Below are 21,840 nucleotides of genomic sequence, written 5' to 3'. Positions count from 1 at the left end.
GAGGAGCCTCGCGTTTGCGAGGCGTCTCAAAGCACGCACGCGGCCTGAGCGAATTCGTCGACTCCCAACTCACCTTCAGGACACCCCCCATGGCCGTGCTTGCGCTCACCGCGATCGGGGCCGCGATCGGCGGCTCGCTGCTGCCGACCGGGATCACGCTGCTCGGCGCCACGCTGTCGGGGGCCGCCATCGGCTCGGCGATCGGCGGGCTGGCGGGCTCCGCGCTCGACCAGGCGCTGTTCGGGACGACGCAGCGGAGCAAGGGCCCGCGGCTCGATGATCTGCGCGTCACCGCCTCCACCGAGGGCGCGGCCGTGACGCGGCTCTACGGGCGCATGCGGCTCGGCGGGCAGATCATCTGGGCCGCGCGCTTCCGGGAGGACGCGAACACCGAAAGCTCCGGCGGCAAGGGCGGCGGCCCGAAGGCCGAGGTCACGACCTACGCCTATTACGCCAGCTTCGCGCTCGGCCTCTGCGAAGGGCCGATCGACGGGATCGGCCGCATCTGGGCGGACGGGCGGGAGATCGCGAAGGACGATGTGGAGATCCGGCTCTACCGGGGCACGGAGGATCAGGAGCCCGACCCCAAGATCGTCGCGGTCGAGGGCGCGGACTTCGCGCCGGCCTACCGCGGGCTCGCCTATCTCGTGTTCGAGGAGCTGCCGCTCGAGGACTTCGGCAACCGCGTGCCGCAGATCACGGTGGAGGTGCTCCGCCGCCCGCCGTCCGGGGAGCCGGCGCTGGAGGACCTCGTCACCGGCGTGACGCTGATCCCCGGCGCGGCCGAGTTCGCCTACGCGACCGAGCCGGTTGAGCGCCGCGTCGCCTTCGGCGCCTGGGCCTCGGAGAACGTCCACACGGGCGCCGAAAAGGCCGACCTGCTGGTCGCGCTCGACGATCTCGAGACCGCGGCGCCGGGGGCGTCCTGCGTCTCGCTGATCGTGGCCTGGCATGGGGCGGACCTGCGGGTCGGCCACTGTGAGATCTGCCCCAAGGTCGAGACCGGGACCAAGCCCACGCGGCCGTGGAGCTGGCGCGTCTCGGGCCGCACGCGGGACGAGGTCGAGGTCGTGTCGCAGTTCGACGGCGCCCCGGCGCTCGGCGGCGCGCCGGCGGACCGGGCGATCCGGCAGGCGATCCGCGAGATGAACGACCGCGGCCTCAAGGTGATGCTCACCCCCTTCGTGCTGATGGACGTTCCCGCCGGCAACGGACTGCCGGACCCCTACGGGGCCGGCGAACAGCCGGCCTATCCCTGGCGCGGGCGCGTCACCTGCCATCCGGCGCCGGGCCGGCCGGGGTCCCCGGACGGGACCGCCGCGGTCGCCGCCGACGTGGCGGCGTTCTTCGGCGCGGCCGAGGCCGGCGACTTCCACTGGGACGACGACGACCGCACCGTCGACTACGACGGGCCGGACGAGTGGTCCTACCGCCGCTTCGTGCTGCACATGGCGCGGATCGCGAAGGCGGCCGGCGGCGTCGACGCCTTCCTGATCGGCTCCGAGATGGTGGGGCTGACCACGCTGCGCGACGGGCCGTCGAGCTACCCCGCTGTCGCCGCGCTGCGGGCGCTCGCCGCCGAGGTCCGCACGCTGCTGCCCGACGCCCGCATCGGCTACGGCGCGGACTGGACGGAATATTCAAACCACCGGCCGGACGACGGCTCGGGCGACGTGCACTTTCACCTCGACCCCCTGTGGGCGGACCCGAACATCGACTTCGTCGGCGTCGACAACTACGTGCCGCTGGCCGACTGGCGCGAGGGCGCGGGCCACCTCGACGCGATCGGCGGAGCCAAAAGCCCCTACGACCTCGCCTACCTCGACGGAAACGTGGAAGGCGGCGAGGGCTACGACTGGTTCTACGCAAGCTCCGCCGACTGCGCGGCGCAGGTCCGCACGCCGATCGTCGACACGGCCCACGGCGAGCACTGGGTGTTCCGGGTCAAGGACTTCCGCAACTGGTGGGAGAACCCGCACCACGACCGCCCGGGCGGCGTCCGGCAGGCGACGCCGACGGCCTGGGTTCCGCAGTCGAAGCCGATCGTGTTTTGCGAGATCGGCTGCGCGGGCGTGGACAAGGGCGCCAACCAGCCGAACGTGTTCGTGGACGGCAAGTCCTCGGAGAGCGCGACGCCGTGGTTCTCCAACGGCCGCCGCGACGACCTCGCCCAGCGCGCCTACCTCACCGCGCAGCTCACGCACTGGGGTCGCTGGAGCGGAAACAACCCGCTGTCGGAGGTCACCGGCGAACGGATGATCGACCCGGTCCGGCTGTTCGTCTGGACCTGGGACGCCCGGCCGTTTCCAGCGTTTCCCGTGCGCAGCGACGTCTGGGCGGACGCCGACAACTGGCGGCGCGGGCATTGGCTGTCGGGGCGGCTGGGGCAGATCCCCTTGCGCGACGTCGTCGCCGATCTCGGGCGGCCGGTGGAGGCGCCGCTCGCGCTCGACAGCCTCGACGGGCTCGTGCGCGGCTACGCGCTCGACCAGGTGATGAGCGCCCGCGACGCGATCGAGCCGCTGCTCGAGGCCTATGGCGCCCGGGCGCGGGCCAGGGGGGCCGCGATCGAGATCGCCAACCGCGCCGACGCGCCTCTGGCCGCGTTGACGCCGGACGACCTGGTCGATCCGGGCGACCAAAAGGCGGCGTTCCGGCTCACTCGCGCGCAGGCCTCCGAGGTGCCGGCGGTGCTGAAGCTGCGCTACGTCGAGCCCGCGCTCGACTACCGCTCCAGCGCGGTCGAGGCCCGGCGGCTCGGCGGCGAGGGGCGCGCGGTGGCGGAGCGCTCGCTGCCGATCGCCTTCTCGCCCGTCGAGGCGCAGGCGATCGCGGACGGCATGCTGATCGAGGCCTCCGTGCAGCGCGAGCGGGCGGAGTGGACCCTGCCGCCGGGCCGTCTGGCGCTGGAGCCGGGCGACCTCGTCACCTTCACGGCGCATGGCCGCACGACGCTGATGCGGCTCGACGAGGTGGGCGACGAGTATGTGCGGCCGGCGAAAGCCACCCGCGCCGACCCCGACGCCCGCAACGTGGAGCCGGTCGCGGGCGAAACCCGGCCGCCGCCGTCGGGCGCGCTGCCCGTGGCCCCGGTGTTCGAGGCGCTGGACCTCCCGCTGATCGCGGGCGACGAGGCGCCCCACGCGCCACGGCTCGCAGCCTACGCGAGGCCCTGGACGCCGGTCGCGGTCTACCGCTCGCGCGACGGCGCGGGCTTTGCGCTGGATCAGGTGCTGAGGATTCCGTCGACCATCGGCCGGCTCGACGAGCCGCTCGGGTTCCACGCCTCCGGCCGGTTCGACCGGACCAACGCGCTGGTGGTGGAGCTCGGGCCGGACCGGGCGCTGGAGAGCGTGACGGAGGCGGCGCTGTTCGCGGGCGCCAATGTGGCCGCGGTGAAGGGGCCGTCCGGCGCCTGGGAGGTGCTGCAGTTCCGCGCGGCGGAGCTTGCGGGGCCGAACCTCTGGCGGCTGACGGAGCTTCTGCGCGGCCAGTGCGGCACGGAGGACGCCATCGGCGCGCCGACGCCCGAAAACGCCGCCTTCGTGCTCGTCACGGCCGCGACCCCGGTCTCGAACCTGCCGGAGGGCGACCGCGGACTCGACGTGACTTGGCGGGTCGGGCCTTCCACCAAGCCGCGGGACGACGCGACCTACGCGACCTACGTCGTCGGCGCCGGCGCGCGGGGCCTGACCCCGCTTGCCCCGGTGGGGCTGGCCGCGCGCCGCTCGACCGGCGGCGACGTGGCGCTCCGCTGGATCCGCCGCACCCGCATCGGCGGCGACGACTTCGACGCCCGCGAGGTGCGGCTGGCCGAAGAGACCGAGGCCTACGAGGTCGCGATCCTCGACGGCCCTGGCGCCGTGCTCCGCACGCTGGCGGCCACGACGCCGTCCGCGACCTACGCCGCGAGCGACCAGATCGCGGACTTCGGGGCCTTGCCCGCGGCCTTCGACTTCGAGGTCCGCCAGCTTTCCGCCGTCGTCGGCCTCGGGCTTCCGGCCACGGGCCGCTTCGAAGCCTGACGTCAGGAGGGCGATCACTTTCCTCCGACCGAGCGCAGGCCTTCACCTCTCCCCAGCGGGGAGAGGTCGGCCCGCAGGGCCGGGTGAGGGGGCTTGAGCTCTTTCCGAAGACCGCCCGCCCCCTCACCCGCTCGGCTTCGCCTCGCGACCTCTCCCCGCTGGCGAGAGCTGAAGGCCTGCGCCTCTCTCCACGTTTTTCACGGTTGGGGATTTCCGCGACCGCGGACGACGTGAATCGCCTCGTGGTCGCCTCCGCCGCGGCGCTGTTCACCCACGCCGGCGCAGGCGTGCAGCTCAAGCTCAACAAGGCGACCGCCGCCGACACCGCCAGCCTGCTGCTGCAGACGGCCTACGGCGGGCGGGCGGAGTTCGGCCTGATCGGCTCGGACGCGCTGGCGCTCAAGGTCTCGGCGAACGGGAGCGCCTGGACGACGGCGCTGGAGATCGCCAGCGCCACCGGCGTCGCGAGCTTCGCCCGGTCGCCCCAACGTGCGCAGGTCGAGGTGCTGACGGCGAACGCCAACTGGGCGAAGCCCGCCTGGGCCGGCCGCGTCCTTGTGCTGCTCACCGGGGGAGGCGGAGGCGGCGGCGGCGGGGCCTGCGGGGACACGGCGGCCGCGCGCGGGGGCGGAGGCGGCGGCGGCGCGGGCGCCTTCGGGGCCATGGAATTTTTCGGCGACGAGATCACCGCCGACTGCGGCGTCGTGGTCGGCGCGGGCGGGACCGCCGGCGCGGGCGTCGCGGCCGGCGGGTCGGGGGCGGGCGCGGCCGGCGGCGACGGCGGCGTCAGCGCCTTCCGGCTGAACGGCTCGTCCGCGTCGTTTCAGGTCCTGCGCGTGTCGGGCGGCTCCGGCGGCGTCGGGGGCTCGTCCAGCGCGGCGGCCGGCGGCGCGGGCGGGTCCGGCGCGGGGGGCGCCTCCAACGCGGGCGGCGCCGGCTCGATCTCGGGCGCCGGCGCGGGCGCGTCCAACGCCGTCGCGCCCTCGGGGCCGGGCGGCGGCGGCGGGGGCGGCGGCCTGCCGACGAGCGCGACGGCCTCCGGCTTCGCCGGCGGCGCGGGCGCCGCGGGCTTTGTCGTCGGCTCGACGCTTCGCCAGTCCACGGGCGGGACGTCCGGCGCCGCAGGCCTCTCAGGCGGCCCCGGAACGGGCCGGAGCTGGGCGCGCGGCGCGGGCGGCGGCGGAGGCGGCGGCGGGTCGCATCCGACCGCAGCGGCGGGCATGGGTGGTGAAGGCGGCGCGACTGGCGGCGGCGGAGGCGGGGGCGGCGCGGGCCGCCCGGCGGCGGGCTCCGGCGCGGGCGGCGCCGGCGCGGCGGGCGCCTGCGTGATCATCTCCTACGCGATGTGAGGGAACGCCGATGACGGTTCTCGACCTCCAGAGCGCGCTGAAGCAGCGCGGCTTCGCGCCCGGCCCGCTCGACGGGATTTTCGGACGGCTCACGCGGGCGGCCGTGCTCGCCTTCCAGACCAGGGAGGGCCTCGCCGCCACCGGCCTCGCCGACGCCGCGACCCTGGCGCGCCTGTCCGCGACGCCTGCCACTGCCGCCGAGCCGGTCTGGCTCGCCGAAGCGCGGCGGTGGATGGGGCTCTCGGAGATCGCCGGCGGGCGGTCGAACGCGACGATCCTGCGTTGGGGCCAGGCGATCGCCGAGTGGTACCGCGACGACGACACGCCGTGGTGCGGCGCCTTCGTCCACGCGCAGATCGCCGCGACGCTCCCCGACGAGCCGCTGCCGGCGAACGCGCTCTGGGCCCGCGGCTGGACACAGTTCGGCGTCGGCCTCGTCACGCCTGCGCCGGGCGCGATCCTCGTGTTTTCTCGCGGAACCGGCGGCCATGTTGGCTTCTACGTCGGCGAGGACGCGACGCGGCTGCGGGTGCTCGGGGGCAACCAGTCCAACGCCGTCACCGAGGCCTGGATCGCGAAGGGCCGCCTGCTCGCCGTGCGCTGGCCGAAGACCGCGCCGGTGCCCACGCGCGGCCGCGTCGCCTCGGCGGCGGCGGGCGGCCTGTCCCTCAACGAAGCTTGACGGAGAAGCTCAGATGACGCGGAAAACCAGGACGGCCATCACCAGAAGCAAGCTTGCGGACGTCGTCGCGGAGGCCGCCGCTTCGGCGCTCGCGAAGGGCGCGGAGCCAGGCCAAGCGCAGGCGCAGGCCCGGCGCGTCGCCGAGGACGTCGTCGGCGATCCGCGGCTCGCGCCCGCGCTGACGCCGGTTCCGCGGCTCGAGAGCCAGACGCTTCGCGGCATCGTGATCGCGGCCGGGGCGCCGCTGCTGATCGCGCTCGGGCGGCTGTCCGGCGTCGAGATCGCGGAAGGCGACGCCGCGACGGTCGTCGCGACCCTGCTCTCGCTCGCCGGTGCGGCCTACGCTTGGTTCGGCCGCGAGACGACCACCCGCCCGCTGGCGTGAGGAGCGCGCCATGACCGCCCCGCAGCAGGCGCGCCGGGCGCTTCCCGACGACGCGAGCTTCGCCGCGCTCGAGCAGCGGGTCTACGGGCTCGAGCGCGTGGTGCAGGACCTCAACCAGCTGTTCAGCGGCCGGATCGGCGAGGTCTCCGCTCAGCTCTCAGGGCTCGGCGCCAAGCTCGACGAACGGTCGCGCACGCCCTGGGCCACGATCGTCTCGGCGATGGGCGTGGTGCTGGCGCTCGCCGTCGCGGGCGGGCAGCTCGCGAAAAGCCCGATCGACGACGCGCTCGCGCGGCTGGAGCGGGACGTGCTGCGGCTCGATCTCGCGACGACGCCGCTGTCGACCTTCGCCGAGTTCAAGGCGGCCTACGCCGACGACCGGCGGGCGGCGCGGGACGACCTCATCGCCCGCCGCGAGGCGGAGGGGCGGGCGCTCGACCGGCTTAACGACCGGATCGACCGCCTGGAGCGCGGCGGCGAGCGCTGAGCGGGCGCTTGCCGGGCCCGAAGCCCCGCCCAGTTTACGCGGGAGGGAGACGTCGAAGGCCTCGCATTCATCGCGGGTTCAGGGCGTCCGGGGCATATAAGCGGTCATGACGTCGTTTCGCGTAGCCCAAGCCGTGCTTCTGGCGCTGGCGGTCTGCCTCGGCGCGGCTCCGGCCGCGGCCGACGACCAGCCGCGCGCGGGCTCCGTGCCGGGCGCCATTCTTGTTCCAGCGCCGCAGGCCGAGGAACAGCTCAAAGTCGTGCCGCCCCGGCCGCCCGGCCAGGAGAACGACGGTCCGCCGCCTGGGCTCTACAAGCGTGTCACGCCCCTGCGCGAGGGCGAAACCCCTCCCCAGACCGAATATCTGCAGATCGCACCCGCCCGCCGTCCCGCTCCCCCGCCGGATGACCGCCCGCGCCGCGAGCGCGACGACGACGCCCGCAAGACCGCGCGCGGCGAATGCCTCTCGGCCCGCGAGGCCCGCGGCGCCATCGGCTCGAAGCGCGCGGTGACGCTCGCCCAGGCGGCGCGCGCCGCGCGCGAGGCCTGGGACGGAGAGGTGATCGACTACAAGCTCTGCGACGTCGGCGGGCTGTTGACCTATGATCTCACCCTGCTCAACGCCGACGGCAAGGTCGCCCGCGCCCGCGTCGACGCCGGCACGGGCAAACTCGTGAACGTGCGCTAGAACGCGTCGGGTGAAGGCTTTCGAGGAAACGTCATGCGCCTGCTCGTCGTCGAAGACGATCCCGACCTGAACCGCCAGATCGTCGCCGCGCTCGAAGAGGCGGGCTACGCCGTCGACCGCGCCTTCGACGGCGAGGAAGGCCACTTCCTCGGCGACACCGAGCCCTACGACGCCATCGTGCTCGACATCGGCCTTCCGAAGATGGACGGCATCAGCGTGCTGGAGCAGTGGCGCCGCGACGGCCGCACGACGCCGGTGCTGATCCTCACCGCGCGCGACCGCTGGTCGGACAAGGTGCAGGGCTTCGACGCCGGCGCCGACGACTACGTGGCGAAGCCGTTCCACATGGAGGAGGTGCTGGCGCGCCTGCGCGCGCTGCTGCGCCGCGCGACGGGCCACGCCTCGAGCGAGCTGCTGTGCGGGCCGATCCGGCTCGACACCCGCGCCGGCCGGGTCACCATCGACGGCCACGCCATCAAGCTGACGAGCCATGAGTACCGGCTGCTCGCCTATCTCATGCACCACCAGGGTCGGGTGGTGTCGCGGACGGAACTGGTCGAGCACCTCTACGATCAGGACTTCGATCGCGACTCCAACACCATCGAGGTGTTCGTCGGCCGGCTGCGCAAGAAGCTCGGCTCCGACGCGATCCAGACGGTGCGCGGGCTCGGCTACCTGCTGCTCGCGCCCGAAAACGCATGATCGCGCGCGCCGAGGACGGCGCGACGTCCGACGCCGCGGGCGGCGCCTCGGCGCCTGCGAGCGGAGCGGCTCCAGAGCGACGGCCGCGCAAGACCGCTTCGATCGCGGCCCGCCTGTTCGGCTCCGCGGCGCTGTGGACGCTGGCGATGCTGCTGATCGGCGGCGTGACGCTGTCGTCCTACTACACCCGCTCGGTCGAGCGCGGCTTCGACCAGCGCCTCCACGTCTACCTCAAGACGCTCGTCGGCGCGGTGGCCGCCGGCGCCTTCGACCGCGAGGACCCCGGCTCCTTCGGCGAGCCGCGGTTCGAGCTGCCGCTGTCCGGCTGGTACTGGCAGATCACACGCATCGACCGCGATCCGCCCGAGGCGACGACGTCGAAGTCGCTGTTCGAGGAGCAACTCCCTCGTCTGGCGGATCTCGGGATCGAGGAGACGCTGGTCGGCACCCGCGAGGGCTATGCGCAGGGCCCGGAGCGGCAGCGGCTCCGCGTGGTCGAGCGGACGATCGACCTCGGGCAGGACGGGCGTTACCTCATCGCGATCGCCGGCGACGCCACCGAGATCGACGACGACATCGCCGACTTCAACGTCGCTCTGCTGGTGAGCTTCCTGCTGCTGGGTCTCGGCCTCGTGGTGACGACCGGCTTCCAGGTCCGCTTCGGCCTGCGCCCGCTCGCCCGCATCCGCCAGCAGCTCGCGGAGATCCGCGGCGGCGAGCGGTCCCGGCTCGACGGCGCCTTTCCCGAGGAGATCGCGCCGCTCGCGGTCGAGCTCAACGGTCTGCTGGAGTCGAACCGCGAGATCGTCGAGCGGGCGCGCACGCATGTGGGCAATCTCGCGCACGGCCTGAAGACCCCGCTGTCGGTCATCAAGAACGAGGCCGCCGTCGGCGACGGTCCGTTCGCCGACAAGGTGGGCGAGCAGGCGGCGATCATGCAGCGCCAGATCGACCACCATCTGGAACGGGCGCGGCTCGCCGCCGGCGTCGCCTTCGCGGGCGAGACGACGCCCGTGAAGCCGGTGGTGGAGGCGCTCGCCCGGACCATGGCGAAGGTGCACCGCGAGCGCGACCTCGCGATCGCCGTCGAGGTCGCCGAGGGGCTGCGCTTCCGCGGCGAGAAGCAGGATCTCGAGGAAATGGTCGGCAACCTCGTCGACAACGCCTGCAAATGGGCCGGCTCGCGGGTCGCGATCACCGTCGCGGAAGGCGAGCGGCCGCCCGGCGGCCGCGCCACGCTCCGCGTCGTCGTGGACGACGACGGGGCGGGCCTCGCCGACGAGCAGAGCGCCGCGGTGCTGGAGCGCGGCCGGCGGCTGGACGAGACCAAGCCGGGCTCGGGACTTGGGCTCGCCATCGTCGTCGATCTCGCCCGGCTTTACGGCGGCCGCTTCACGCTCGGCCGCGCGCCGCTGGGCGGCCTGCGCTGCGACCTCCTGCTGCCGGGCGTCTGAGCGCGCCGTCCCCGGTTTCGCCCAAATCCACCGTTTCACTGTTGGTCCCGCCGGACCGCTCGAGGGGGCTGATTCGGCGGCGAACGGGGAGGTTTCATGTTGTTTTCGAAGGCGGCGGCCCTTGCGGCCGCAGGCGTTCTCGCGCTCTCGCTGGCGGCCTGCGGCCCCGGCCGCGAGGGCGAGGGGTTCGGCACGGTGGCGGGCGCGGTCGGCGGCGGGCTCATCGGCTCCACCATCGGCAGCGGCGGCGGCCGCGTGGCGGCGACCGTGATCGGGGCGGGCCTCGGCGGCCTGCTCGGCAACCGCATCGGGGCTGCGATCGACGACGACGCCCGGGCGCGCGCCGAAGAGGCCGAATACGACGCGCTGGAGCGCGGCGACGAGGGGCGGCCCTACGAGTGGCGCTCCCAGAGCTACAGCGGCACGGTGGTGGTCGGCCCGACCTACGCCCGCGCCCGCTACGATCGCTGCCGCACCTACGAGCGCCGGATCTATCTCCGCAACCGGACGGTGGTCGAGCGCGGCGAGTCCTGCCGCGGCCCCGGCGGCCGCTGGGTCCCGCTGGACTGACGAGCGCCGATGGGCGGCTGATGTGAAAGCGCCTGCGGGGACCTCCCCGCAGGCGCTTTTTGTTCAGTAGGGGTCGACGCTCGCGGCGGCGGCCAGCGCCGCCAGCGTCCAGCGCGGCCCCTGGACTTCGCCGGCGGGCGAGGGCGCCTCGCCGTGAATCCGGCCGAAGGCGGCCTGCGGGAGGCCGGCCGCGGCGGCGCCGCCGTCGGGCCCGCGGCCGAGTCCGAGCCAGCGCGCCATGACCTGCGGCCCGTCGACGCCCATCGCCGCGGCCTCCGCCACGTCGGCCACGGTGACGTCGGCGCCAAAATCGACGAAGGCCGTCCGGGCCGCCTGCGCGTCGAGCCCCGCCATGTAGAGATCGAGCCCGCCGTCGGGCTCGTCGGCGGGGATCTCGGCGACGGGCGGGGCCGCGGCCAGCCCGACTTCGAGCCGTTGCGCGGCTTCGGCGCCCGCCGCGGCGCCGCCGGCCAGCGCGTCGCGCGCGTTGAAGCCCGAGCCGACCACGATCACGCGATCGCCGGCCTCGCCGAGCTCCGATCGGGCCGCGAGCCCCCCCGACACGACGAGCGCGTCCGCAAACAGCGTCCGCGCCCCCAAGCCGCCGTCCAAGCCGGCGCCCTCGCGGTTCGCCGCGCGCACCGCCTTCAGCCGCTCGCCGCTCTTGTCGGTCTCGACCCCGGTCACGACGCTCGCGAAGCTCATGGACACCCCGGCCGCCTTGGCGACGTCGACCGCCGGCCCCTGCGGGTCGTCGCGGGCGTCCAGGATCATCTCGACCTCGACGCCCGCGTCCTTCAGGTCGACGGCGGTCCGGTAGCCCTCGTCGCCTGTGGTCGCGACCACCACCCGGACGCCCGGCGCGACCGCATGGCGGCGCAGGAGGGCGCGCGCAGTCGTGGCCAGCATGACGCCGGGGCGGTCGTTGTCCGCGAACGGCAGCGGCCGCTCGCGCCAGCCGCTCGCGACCACCACGAGCTGGGCCGCGACGCGCAGCAGCCCGAGCTGGCCGCGCACGCGCTCCAGCAGATGGACCGAGCCGGAGCGATCGACCTGTACGGCGCGCGTTCCCAGCCAGAGAGCGCCCCCGTCCACCAGGTCGCCGGCCGTTTGCGCGACCCAGGCGGCGGGGGGCAGGCCGTCGATCGTTCCGTCGTAAAGGTCGGCGAGTCCGCCCGCCCGGAGGCTCGCCTCGGCGACGCGCACATGGAGCCCCGCGGATCTTGCGGCTTTCGCCGCGGCGAGGCCCGCGAGACCAGCGCCGATCACAAGCACGTCGCAGCTCTCGAACCGGGCGGCCATCCGGGGAGGAAGCTCCCGCGTCGCCGCGATCGGCAGCGCCGCCTGCCGGCTCACGCGCTCGAACAGCCGTCGCCCGAGGCTCGGCAGCCGGCTTTCGGGGCCGAGCGCCGCGCGGGCGCCGAGCCCCAGCGGCGATCCGGCGCTCAGCCCCGCAGACGTCCGGAACGTCGCTCCCTCGCTGAGAAGCAGTTCGTCTGCGGGCCGCAGGTCGCGTTCTCCCTCCGCCGCGGCCCAGGCGACGGCGTCGTCGAAGCCGAGCGCCGTCAGGCCGCGCGGGCGGCCGAGCAGGGCGCTGCGGCCGAAGACCGTCCGCCCGCTCGCAAGCAGCGCGCTCGCGAGCGTGTCGCCGTAGAGGCCGGCGCGCGGCCGCCCGTCCAGCCGGAAGCCGATCGGTTCGGTGCGGTCGACCGCGGCGCCGAAGCGGGCCGACGCCATCTCGGGAAGGCGGTGAGGGCCGCTCATCGGACGAACTCCAGATTGCGCGCGGAGGCGCGACGGGTCGGCGCGAAGGCGTCGAACGCCGCGTCGCGCGCTCGGCCTGCGAGCTCGGCCGCGAGATGGTCGGCGACCGCCAGCGCCGGCGACAGCGCGTCGCGGCCGAAGCCGAGCGCCAGCCACAGGCCGTCGATCTCCGCCGGCCCCACCTGAGCGCGTCCGTCGACCCCGCGCCACACCGTGACGGGTTCGGCGCTCGCGATCTCGAGGCGGCCGAGCGACGGGGCGAGCCGCATCGCCTGCTCGGCGAGCGTTTCGGCGCCGAGCGGGCCGGACAGCGTGATCGCGCCGGTGAGATCGCGCGTGATCGCGAGATCGTCGGCGACCAGCGCGGCGCCGATCGGCGCCGCGCCCGGCTGCGTCACCAAGGTCGTCCGTTCGTCCCGCGTCAGCGACAGCCGTCCGCGCCCCTCGCGCACGAGGCGGATCGCCGAGGCGTCGTCGGCCAGCACGACCGCGCCGGCGCGGATGAAGCGGCCGTCGATCTCGACCCCGACCGCGGCCGCGCCGTCGCGCGCCAGCGCCATGGCGGGCGCGTTCGCGCGCAGCGTCGCTCCTGCGGCGCGGGCGTCCCGGCCGAGCGCGGCGGCGAGGGCGTCGGGCCACAGCACCGTCGCGCCGGGCTCGAACAGCGCGGGCGCGGCGTTGTCGTGGAGCATGGGCGACAAGGCCTGCGCCTCCTGGGCCGGCACCATCCACGACCGGGCGCCCAGCGGCTTGGCGGCGGCGGAGGCGCGCCGCAGCGCCTCGAGCGTGAGGCCGTCGGGCGCAAGAGTGAGGCAGCCGACGACGTCGGGCCAGGGCGACGGCGACAACCGCCGCGCCAGCTTGGCGAGATGCGCCGGGGCGTCGGCCTGGATCTCGGCGCGCGCGCGATCGTGATGGACGCCCCTCACCAGCGGAAACGCCCGTTCGGCGGCGGAGGCGGCGATCTCGCCGGGGGCCAGCAGAGCGACGCCGGCGCCCTGGCGCGCGCAGGCGCGGGCGATGGCGAGCGCCAGCACGCCGCCGCCGATGACGACGACGTCGTAGCCGTCGGCCAAGGCCGGAGCGGGCTCTAGCGCAAGAGACGGTGGAGGAGGGCGAAACCGGGCGATCAGCGAGTGAAGGGTCAATGCTCTGTCGTCAACGGCGTGGGGCCACGGAACCATGCGGCGCGGGGAGAGCCGGGCCGGCATCCTAACCTGAGCTTTCGTCGCCTTCAGCCCCGTTCGGAGTCATTTTAAAAGGGAGCGGAAAACCTCGGCGGCTCCGCGGCCGGGAGGCCCGTGGCGCGACCCCATGTCGCTTCTCGCGGCGGGCTTGCGTCGTTATGTCGTGGCCCATAGGGAGAAACGGACCCGAAGATGGCCCTCTGGATCGTACTGGCGCTCATGACGGGCGCCGCCGCGCTCGTGGCGATCGCGCCGCTCGCGCGCCGCCGCGCCGCCGTGGACGCCGGCGCGGGCGACGTGGCGGTCTACCGCGACCAGCTCGACGAGCTCGTGCGCGACCACGCCCGTGGACTGATCGGGGACCGGGAATCGGAGGCCGCACGGGCCGAGGTCGCCCGGCGACTGCTCGCGGCTTCGGCCGCGCAAGAATCGAACGCCGCCCAGGATTCCGCCGCCGCCGTGCGTCGCCGCCGGATCGCCGCGGCGGCTGCGCTCGTGGTGCTGCCGGCCGTGTCGCTGGGCGTCTATGGCGCGCTCGGCCGGCCCGATGTGCCGGACCGGCCGCTTGCGGCGCGGCTGCAGGCGCCGGTCGACAGGAACAACGTCGCCGAGATGGTCGCGCGCGTCGAAGCGGCGCTGGAGAAGGACCCGAACGACGGCCGCGGCTGGTCGGTCGTCGGCCCGATCTACATGAGGCTCGGGCGCTATGACGACGCGGCGGAGGCCTTCGCGCAGGCGATCCGCCTGCTCGGCTCCTCCGGCGACCGCGAGGCCAATCTCGGCGAGGCGCTGGTCGCCAAGGCCGATGGGGTCGTGACCGACGACGCCCGCGCCGCGCTCGAGCGCGCGGCCGCGAGCGCGCCGCCCTCGATCAAGGCGGCGGTCTACCTCGCCCGCGCCGCGGCGCAGGACGGGGACCGCGCCGGGGCGCTGAACCGGCTGAAGCCGCTCTACGTGCAGGCGCCGGCGGACTCGCCCTACCTCGAGGGTCTCAGGGACGAGTTCCAGCGGCTCGCCGCGCCGCCGGCCCTGCCGATGCCGTCGCAGGAAGAGGCGCAGGTCGCCCGCACCGCCGAAGAGCGCATGGCGCTGGTGCGCGGCATGGTGGATCGTCTGGGCGAACGGCTCGCGGCCGACGGCGGCGACGTCGGCGAATGGCTCAAACTGGTGCGGTCGCGCACGGCGCTGGGCGACGAGGCCAAGGCGCGCGAGGCGCTGGCGTCGGCGCGGGCGAAGTTCGCCGCCGATCCGCAGGCCCAGACCCGGCTGGAGGCGCTGGCCCTTGGGCTTGGTCTCGAAGGCCGAGGCGCGTAAAGGGTACCGAGATGACGATCGACGCCGCGCCCTCCGCTTTTCCTTCGCCCCGCCGCCGCGGCTCGTCCCGCAAGCGCCGCCGCATGGCGCTGTTCGCGCTGGTCGGCCTCGTGCTGTCGGCGGCGACAGCGCTCGTGCTCTATGCGCTCGACGACACCATCGTGTTCTTCCGCACCCCGAGCGAGATCGCCAAGATGGACGTGGCGCCCGGCCAGCGCTTCCGGCTCGGCGGCCTCGTGAAGCACGGTTCGATCGTCCACGAGGGCTCCACGGTCCGCTTCGTCGTGACCGACAACGCCAGCGACATGACCGTGACCTACTCAGGCCTGCTGCCGGACCTCTTCCGCGAGGGGCAGGGCGTGGTGACCGAGGGCTTCGTGCAGCCCGAAGGCGGCTTCAAGGCCGACAACGTGCTCGCCAAGCACGACGAGAACTACATGCCGAAGGACGTCGCCGACCGGCTGAAGGCGCAGGGCCTCTGGAACGAGGGCCAGGCGCCGGGCCCGACGCCTGCGGCCGCGCAGGGAGCCTCGAAGTGATCGCGGAGATCGGCCATTACGCGCTGGTGCTGGCGCTCGCGCTCGCCCTGCTGCAGTCGGTGCTGCCGGTGTGGGGGGCCCGCGCCCGCGACGCCGCGCTTATGGGGCTCGCGAGCCCCCTCGCGCTCGGCCAGTTCGCGCTCGTCGCCGTCTCCTTCGCGGCGCTGACCCACGCCTATGTGACCTCGGACTTCTCGCTCCTGAACGTGATCGAGAACTCCCATTCGGCGAAGCCGCTGATCTACAAGATCTCCGGCGTGTGGGGGAACCACGAGGGCTCGCTGCTGCTCTGGGTGCTGATCCTCACGCTGTTCGGCGCGCTGGTGGCCGCCTTCGGACGCAACCTGCCGGACCGCCTCAAGGCCGACGTGCTCGGCGTGCAGGGCATGATCGGCGTAGCCTTCCTGCTGTTCGTGCTGCTGACGTCGAACCCGTTCACGCGGATTGATCCGTCGCCGCTCGAGGGCCAGGACCTCAACCCGCTGCTGCAGGATCCCGGCCTCGCGATCCATCCTCCGCTGCTCTACATCGGCTATGTCGGCTTCTCGATGGCGTTCTCCTTCGCCGTCGCCGCGCTGATCGAAGGCAAGGTCGACGCCGCCTGGGCGCGCTGGGTGCGGCCGTGGACGCTGATGGCCTGGCTGTTCCTGACGCTCGGCATCGCGATGGGCTCCTACTGGGCCTATTACGAGCTCGGCTGGGGCGGCTTCTGGTTCTGGGACCCGGTCGAGAACGCCTCGCTGATGCCCTGGCTCTCCGGCACCGCGCTGCTGCATTCAGCCGTCGTGATGGAGAAACGCGACGCGCTGAAGGTCTGGACGATCCTGCTCGCGCTGCTGACCTTCGCGCTGTCGCTGCTCGGCACCTTCCTCGTCCGCTCGGGCGTGCTGACCTCGGTCCACGCCTTCGCGGTCGATCCCGCACGCGGCGTCGCGATCCTGATCATCCTGGCGGTCTTCGTCGGCGGCAGCCTGGCGCTCTACGCCATCCGGGCGCCGGCGCTGAAGCAGGGCGGGATCTTCGCGCCGGTGTCGCGCGAGGGCGCGCTGGTTCTTAATAACCTGTTCCTGACCGCCGCCACCGCCGCCGTCTTCGTGGGCACGCTCTACCCGCTCGCGCTCGAGGCGGTGACCGGCGAGAAGATCTCGGTCGGCCCGCCGTTCTTCAACAACACCTTCGGGCCGCTGATGCTGCCGATCATGCTGGTGATGCCGTTCGCGCCGTTGCTCGCCTGGAAGCGCGGCGACGCGACGCGGGCGGCGCGCGGCATGGTCGGCGCCGTCGGCGTCGCGGTGCTCGCCACCGTACTGGTCGCGGGCTTCGTGCAGGGCGGTCCGACGCTCGCGGCGCTCGGCGTCGGCCTCGCGCTGTTCGCGATCGTGGGCGGCTTCTCCGAGGTCATGGAGCGGACCAAGCTGTTCCGCGCGCCGGCGGCGGAAAGCGTCCGTCGCGCCAAGGGCCTGCCGTCGTCCAGTTGGGGCGGGGCCTTCGCCCACGCCGGCATGGGCGTCACGCTGCTCGGCGTCGTGGCCGCCACCGCATGGTCGAGCGAGGTCGTGCTGGCGATGCGGCCGGGCGAGCAGATCGACTTCGCGGGCCGGCAGATCGCGTTCCAAGGCGTCGAGCAGCGGCCGGGACCGAACTACCGCACGACCGCGGCCGAACTCGTGGTCCGCGAGGGCGGAGTCGAGGTCGCCCGGCTGGAGCCGGCGCGCCGGCTCTACACCGCGCGCAAGATGGACCTGACGGAATCGAGCATCGCCACCTTCGGCGTTTCGCAGCTCTACGCGGCGATGGGCGAGGAGCGCGGCGACGGCAAGACGGCGCTGCGCATCACCTACAAGCCGCTCGTGACGTTGATTTGGCTCGGTTCGATCGTGATGGCCTTCGGCGGCCTTCTGTCCCTGGCTGACCGCCGCCTCAGGGTCGGCGCGCCGCGCAAGGCAGCACGGCCTTCGCCCGCGCTGCAGCCGGCGGAATGACGCGGTCCCGGCCGAGCGCGCGCTCCGAGACGCCCGCTCCGCGGGCTCCTCAGCATGAGAAGGGCGGGGCCAGGATCGACCAGCGCAGGTCTCCTCATGCTGAGGAGCGCCGCAGGCGCGTCTCGAAGCATGCACGCGGGATAACGCTCGCGGTCGTCCTCACGGCGGTGACGACGCTTCCCGCCTTTGCAGTCCAGCCCGGCGAGGAGCTCCCCGACCCGGCGCTCGAGTCCCGCGCGCGCGCGCTGAGCTACGAACTGCGCTGCATGGTCTGCCAGAACCAGTCGATCGACGACAGCGACGCGCTCCTCGCCAAGGACCTGCGGCTCCTGGTGCGGGAGCGGATCAAGGCCGGCGACAGCGACGCCCAAGTCCTCGATTTCCTCGTGGATCGTTACGGCGAGTTCGTGTTGCTGAAGCCGCGCTTCCGCACGGACACCGCGCTGCTCTGGCTGTTCGCGCCGGGCGTGCTGGTCGTTGGGCTCGCGGGCTATCTCGTCTGGGCTCTCCGCTCGCGCCGGCGCGACGGGACCGCCGGCGCCCTGACCGCGGAGGAGCGCGCGCGGCTCGAGGCGTTGCTCGCCGAAGACCGCGACGCCTCCCGGACCGTCTGAATCAAGGCGATTTCGCGGCTTACGCACAATTCATCCGCCCGACAGGCTCGCGTAAGGCGCACGGGCTGAATGTCTCGCTCCGAAGGCCCATATGGCCCTGCAGGATCACCTCTGCGGAGAGACGCTCACGATGTCGACTGAACCGGACTTCAACTTCAAAACGCCGCGTAGCGCCCTGTTGCGCGGACGCAAGACCCTTCTCGTCTCCGCGCTGGCGTTGGGCGTCGCCGGCGCGCTGGGCGGCCAGGCGCTGACGACCGCCGTCGCGCCGGCCTTCGCGCAATCGACCGAGATCAACCCGGCTCCCGCGCCGGCGCTTCCGAGCTTCTCGGGCATCATCGAGCGGGTGAAGCCCGCGGTGGTGAGCGTGCGGGTGAAGGGCGTCGACCCGACCAAGGTCGCCGGCGGCGACGACAGCGGCCCGCAGCAGGGCCCGCAGTCCGGTCCCGGTTCGATCCCCGGCCTCGACCAGCTTCCCGACGACCACCCGCTGAAGCGCTTCTTCAAGCAGTTTGGCCAGCAGGGCGAAGGCCAGGGCGGTCCGAAGCGGTCGCCGCGCAAATTCGGCATGTCGCAGGGCTCGGGCTTCTTCATCTCGGCCGACGGCTATGTCGTGACGAACAACCACGTCGTGCAGGGCGGTCAGGACGTCGAAGTGCTGACCGACGGCGGCGACACGCTGAAGGCCAAGGTGGTCGGCACCGACAGCCGCACCGATCTCGCGCTGCTCAAGATCGACGGCGCGAAGAAGGACTTCCCCTTCGTGAAGTTCGACAGCGCCAAGGACACCAAGGTCGGCGACTGGGTGCTCGCGGTCGGCAACCCGTTCGGCCTCGGCGGAACCGTGACGGCCGGCATCGTCTCGGCCCGCGGCCGCGACATCGGCGCCGGACCCTATGACGACTTCCTGCAGATCGACGCCGCCGTGAACCACGGCAACTCCGGCGGCCCGACCTTCAACCTGAAGGGCGAAGTCGTCGGCGTGAACACCGCGATCTACTCGCCGTCCGGCGGCAACGTCGGTATCGCCTTCTCGATCCCGTCCGAGGTGGCCTCCGACATCGTCCAGAAGCTGAAGTCCGAGGGCAAGGTCGCACGCGGCTACATCGGCGTGCAGATCCAGCCGGTCACCGAGGACATCGCCGACAGCCTCGGCCTCAAGAAGGCGGAAGGCGCGCTGGTCGCGGAGGCTCAGAAAGGCACCCCGGGCGAGCAGGCCGGCCTGAAGTCCGGCGACACGATCCTCAAGGTCAACGGCGAGACCGTCGAGGCCGCGCGCGACCTGTCGCGCAAGATCGGCGGCATGGCGCCGGGCACTAAGGTGCAACTCACCTACTGGCGCGACGGCCGCGAGCAGACCACCGAGCTTACGCTCGGCAAGCTGCCCGAGACCCAGGAGGCTTCGCTCAAGACCCCGGACGACGAGGACAGCGGCGAGCCGTCCGCCAACGTCAAGCTCGGCATCCAGGTGACGCCGGCGTCGAAGGTCGCGGGTTCGGGCGACAAGGGCCTTGTGGTCACCGGCGTCGACGACGACGGCTCGGCCGCCGGCAAGCTCGAGTCCGGCGACCTCATCCTGCAGGTCGGCGACCGCGAGGTGTCCAGCGCCCGTGACGTGACCGCTTCGCTCGACGCCGCCCAGAAGGGCGGCAAGAAGTCGGTCCTGCTCCGCGTCAAGCGCGGCGACGCCACGCGCTTCGTCGCCATCGAGATCGGCCGCGGATAAGTCCCGCGTCTGACGCGGGGACCTGAGGCGTCATCCCCCCGTCGACGACGCCCGGTCTTCCGCAGGCGACCGGCGGACGGTTGTGTCCCGTGACCGTCCGCTCTTCGTCGCCCGATAGGCCCTCCGGAGGTTCGACCCCTCTTCCTCCGGAGGGTCCTTTTTCCACCCTCGTTCAAGCTTCTGGGCCAGCGCTCGCGAACGCGCTTGCGGCGGCCTGAAAGGCGCGCCATGACCACGGCCATGAAGCTCCTGATCGTCGAAGACGACCGCGAAGCCGCGGCCTATGTCGTCAAGGCCCTGACCGAGGCCGGTCATGTCGCCGACCACGCGGCCGACGGCCTCGACGGCTACGCCCTCGCGTCCGCGTCGAACTACGACGTGCTCGTCGTCGACCGCATGCTGCCGAAGCTCGACGGCCTGTCGCTGATCGGGCGGTTGCGCGCCGAGGGCGCGACGACGCCGGTCCTGATCCTCTCCGCGCTCGGCCAGGTCGACGATCGCGTCGACGGGCTGCGCGCCGGCGGCGACGATTACCTCACCAAGCCCTACGCCTTCGCCGAACTGCTGGCCCGAGTCGAGGCGCTCGCGCGGCGCGGCGCGGCGGGCGCCGGCGACACGGTCTACAGGGTCGGCGATCTCGAGATCGACCGGCTGTCCCACACCGTCGCGCGCGCCGGCCAGGAGATCGTGCTCCAGCCCCGCGAGTTCCGGCTGCTGGAGTACCTCATGCGCAACGCCGGGCAGGTCGTAACGCGCACCATGTTGCTCGAGAACGTCTGGGACTATCATTTCGACCCGCAGACCAACGTCATCGACGTGCACGTCTCGCGGCTGCGCTCGAAGATCGACAAGGGCTTCGACAAGCCGCTGCTGCACACCGTGCGCGGAGCGGGGTACGTGATACGTGACGGCGCTCGGTAAGCTTCTCCGCACCACGGCCTTCCGGCTGGCGCTCGCCTATCTCGTCGTGTTCGCGACGCTCTCCGTCGTGGTTCTGGCCTATGTGTCGTGGCACGCGAACGCGCTGATCGCCGCCCAGCTCAACGCCACCGTCAACGCCGAGATCACCGGCCTCGCCGAGCAGTATCGCCAGGGCGGCATCCGCAAGTTGGTGGCGACGGTGGAGGAGCGCTCCAACCGCGGCGCCGGCACGCTCTACCTGCTCACCACCTTCGCCGGCGACGTGCTGGCCGGCAACGTCGTGGGCCTGCCGGACGCGGCGCTGGCGGAGCAGGGCGAGCGGGAGCTGCCCTACCAGCGCGCGGGCGAGAGCGCGGTCGCGCCCTATCCCGCGGTCGTGCGCGTGTTCGTCCTGCCCGGCGGCTACCGCCTGCTCGTCGGCCGCGACACCGAGGAGCGCGAGCGTCTCTCCGGCGTCATCGCCAACGCGGTGCAGTGGTCGCTGGCGCTCGTCATCGTGCTCGGCCTCGCCGGCGGCGTCTTCGTCGCGCGGCGGGTGCTGAACCGCATTGACGCCATGACCGACACGGTGCGCGGCATCATGGCCGGCGACCTCTCCGGCCGGCTCGCCGTCACCGGCTCCGACGACGAGTTCGACCGCCTCGCCCAGGCCACCAACGCCATGCTCGACCGCATCAACGAGCTGATGGCGGGGCTGAAGGAGGTCTCCGACAACATCGCCCACGACCTCAAGACGCCTCTGAACCGGCTCCGCAACCGCGCGGAATCCGCGCTGCGCGACGCCCGGAGCGAGGACGACTGGGCCGGCGCGATGGAGCGCGTGATCGCCGACACCGACGCGATGCTCGGCATCTTCAACGCGCTGCTGCTGATCGCCCGCGCCGAATCCGGCGGCGCCCGCGACCAGCTCGCGACCGTCGATCTGGCCGACATCGCGGGCAGCGTCGCGGAGCTTTACGAGCCCTCCGCCGAGGAGCGCGGCGTCCGGCTCGAGGTCGCGACGCCCCAGCCGATCTGGGCGCTCGGCAACCGCGAGCTGATCGGCCAGGCCGTCGCGAACCTGATCGAGAACGCGCTCAACTACGGCGGCGCGAACGGCGAAGTGCGGGTGACCGCGAGCGTCGAGGGCGACCGCGCGGTCATCGTCGTGGCGGACCGGGGTCCGGGCATCGCCGACGCCGACAAGGCCCGCGCGGTCGAGCGCTTCGTGCGGCTGGACACCTCGCGCTCGAAGCCCGGGTCCGGACTGGGGCTCGCTCTGGTCTCTGCGGTCGCCCGGCTTCACGGCGGCGCGTTCACGCTGGCCGACAACGAACCGGGTCTGCGCGCGGTCTTGACCCTGCCGATCCAGTCCCAGGCGCTGCCGCCGCCGGCGGCTGCGGTCTTGCCCGCGCCCGCGGCGAGCGCCGGCGCACAGGCGGCGGAGTAGCGGGCGCCCGCGATCACGCCTT

Annotated in this window: 18 protein-coding genes; 16 read left to right on the top strand and 2 right to left on the bottom strand. The window is 73.3% G+C overall.

Annotated features, from left to right (window positions below):
- Positions 1–89: 89 nt before the first annotated feature.
- From K244_RS0108795 to K244_RS0108755, 9 genes are all read left to right on the top strand, one after another.
- Complete coding sequence (locus K244_RS0108795) at positions 90–4,025, top strand: glycoside hydrolase/phage tail family protein (protein ID WP_020185887.1); 3,936 nt, start codon at positions 90–92, stop codon at positions 4,023–4,025.
- 230 nt (positions 4,026–4,255) lie between these two features.
- On the top strand, positions 4,256–5,374 hold the full coding sequence (locus tag K244_RS24315) for a hypothetical protein (protein WP_155931653.1): 1,119 nt from the start codon (positions 4,256–4,258) through the stop codon (positions 5,372–5,374).
- Between the two features lie 10 nt (positions 5,375–5,384).
- Positions 5,385–6,056 carry a TIGR02594 family protein gene (locus tag K244_RS0108785; protein WP_020185885.1) on the top strand — a complete coding sequence of 224 codons (672 nt, stop codon included), beginning with the start codon at positions 5,385–5,387 and terminating at the stop codon, positions 6,054–6,056.
- A 13-nt stretch (positions 6,057–6,069) separates the two neighbouring features.
- Positions 6,070–6,441 carry a hypothetical protein gene (locus K244_RS22610; protein ID WP_020185884.1) on the top strand — a complete coding sequence of 124 codons (372 nt, stop codon included), beginning with the start codon at positions 6,070–6,072 and terminating at the stop codon, positions 6,439–6,441.
- Positions 6,442–6,451: 10 nt separating this feature from the next.
- Positions 6,452–6,928, top strand: a complete 477-nt coding sequence (locus K244_RS0108775) for a hypothetical protein (RefSeq protein ID WP_020185883.1) — start codon at positions 6,452–6,454, stop codon at positions 6,926–6,928.
- 106 nt (positions 6,929–7,034) lie between these two features.
- Entirely contained in the window at positions 7,035–7,616 is a 582-nt protein-coding gene (locus K244_RS0108770; RefSeq protein WP_020185882.1) for a hypothetical protein, read from the top strand.
- 33 nt (positions 7,617–7,649) lie between these two features.
- Positions 7,650–8,318 (top strand): response regulator transcription factor, encoded by a 669-nt coding sequence (locus tag K244_RS0108765; protein ID WP_020185881.1) that lies wholly within the window; start codon positions 7,650–7,652, stop codon positions 8,316–8,318.
- A 146-nt stretch (positions 8,319–8,464) separates the two neighbouring features.
- A complete protein-coding gene (locus K244_RS0108760; protein WP_245259808.1) occupies positions 8,465–9,772 on the top strand; it encodes an ATP-binding protein in 1,308 nt (435 codons plus the stop codon).
- Between the two features lie 96 nt (positions 9,773–9,868).
- Positions 9,869–10,342: a glycine zipper 2TM domain-containing protein gene (locus tag K244_RS0108755; RefSeq protein ID WP_020185879.1), complete on the top strand. Its 474-nt coding sequence runs from the start codon at positions 9,869–9,871 to the stop codon at positions 10,340–10,342.
- A 63-nt stretch (positions 10,343–10,405) separates the two neighbouring features.
- Here K244_RS0108755 and K244_RS0108750 read toward each other — a convergent pair whose 3' ends face one another.
- Positions 10,406–12,106, bottom strand: coding sequence for a 2Fe-2S iron-sulfur cluster-binding protein (locus tag K244_RS0108750; protein WP_081761452.1), 1,701 nt, complete (start codon positions 12,104–12,106; stop codon positions 10,406–10,408).
- Entirely contained in the window at positions 12,103–13,182 is a 1,080-nt protein-coding gene (locus tag K244_RS0108745; protein ID WP_020185877.1) for an FAD-dependent oxidoreductase, read from the bottom strand. Before K244_RS0108745 ends, K244_RS0108750 begins: the two co-directional genes overlap by 4 nt.
- 303 nt (positions 13,183–13,485) lie before the next feature.
- Here K244_RS0108745 and ccmI point away from each other — a divergent pair, with 303 nt between their 5' ends.
- From ccmI to K244_RS0108710, 7 genes are all read left to right on the top strand, one after another.
- The gene (gene ccmI / locus K244_RS0108740) at positions 13,486–14,607 is read left to right on the top strand and encodes a c-type cytochrome biogenesis protein CcmI (RefSeq protein WP_020185876.1); all 1,122 of its coding nucleotides are present in this window, start codon (positions 13,486–13,488) and stop codon (positions 14,605–14,607) included.
- Positions 14,608–14,618: 11 nt separating this feature from the next.
- Entirely contained in the window at positions 14,619–15,146 is a 528-nt protein-coding gene (ccmE, locus tag K244_RS0108735) for a cytochrome c maturation protein CcmE (RefSeq protein WP_020185875.1), read from the top strand.
- Complete coding sequence (locus K244_RS0108730; RefSeq protein ID WP_020185874.1) at positions 15,143–17,128, top strand: heme lyase CcmF/NrfE family subunit; 1,986 nt, start codon at positions 15,143–15,145, stop codon at positions 17,126–17,128. Before ccmE ends, K244_RS0108730 begins: the two co-directional genes overlap by 4 nt.
- A 167-nt stretch (positions 17,129–17,295) precedes the next feature.
- On the top strand, positions 17,296–17,742 hold the full coding sequence (locus K244_RS0108725; protein WP_020185873.1) for a cytochrome c-type biogenesis protein: 447 nt from the start codon (positions 17,296–17,298) through the stop codon (positions 17,740–17,742).
- 130 nt (positions 17,743–17,872) lie between these two features.
- The gene (locus K244_RS0108720; RefSeq protein ID WP_155931651.1) at positions 17,873–19,468 is read left to right on the top strand and encodes a Do family serine endopeptidase; all 1,596 of its coding nucleotides are present in this window, start codon (positions 17,873–17,875) and stop codon (positions 19,466–19,468) included.
- Between the two features lie 228 nt (positions 19,469–19,696).
- On the top strand, positions 19,697–20,389 hold the full coding sequence (locus K244_RS0108715; RefSeq protein WP_020185871.1) for a response regulator transcription factor: 693 nt from the start codon (positions 19,697–19,699) through the stop codon (positions 20,387–20,389).
- A complete protein-coding gene (locus K244_RS0108710; protein WP_020185870.1) occupies positions 20,373–21,818 on the top strand; it encodes a HAMP domain-containing sensor histidine kinase in 1,446 nt (481 codons plus the stop codon). Before K244_RS0108715 ends, K244_RS0108710 begins: the two co-directional genes overlap by 17 nt.
- Positions 21,819–21,840: the final 22 nt, after the last annotated feature.

Origin of the sequence: Methylopila sp. 73B (assembly GCF_000526315.1) — a bacterium.
GTDB lineage: Bacteria > Pseudomonadota > Alphaproteobacteria > Rhizobiales > Methylopilaceae > Methylopila.
The sequence above is the reverse complement of the archived record's forward strand: the minus strand, read 5'-3'. Positions and strand labels throughout refer to the sequence as shown.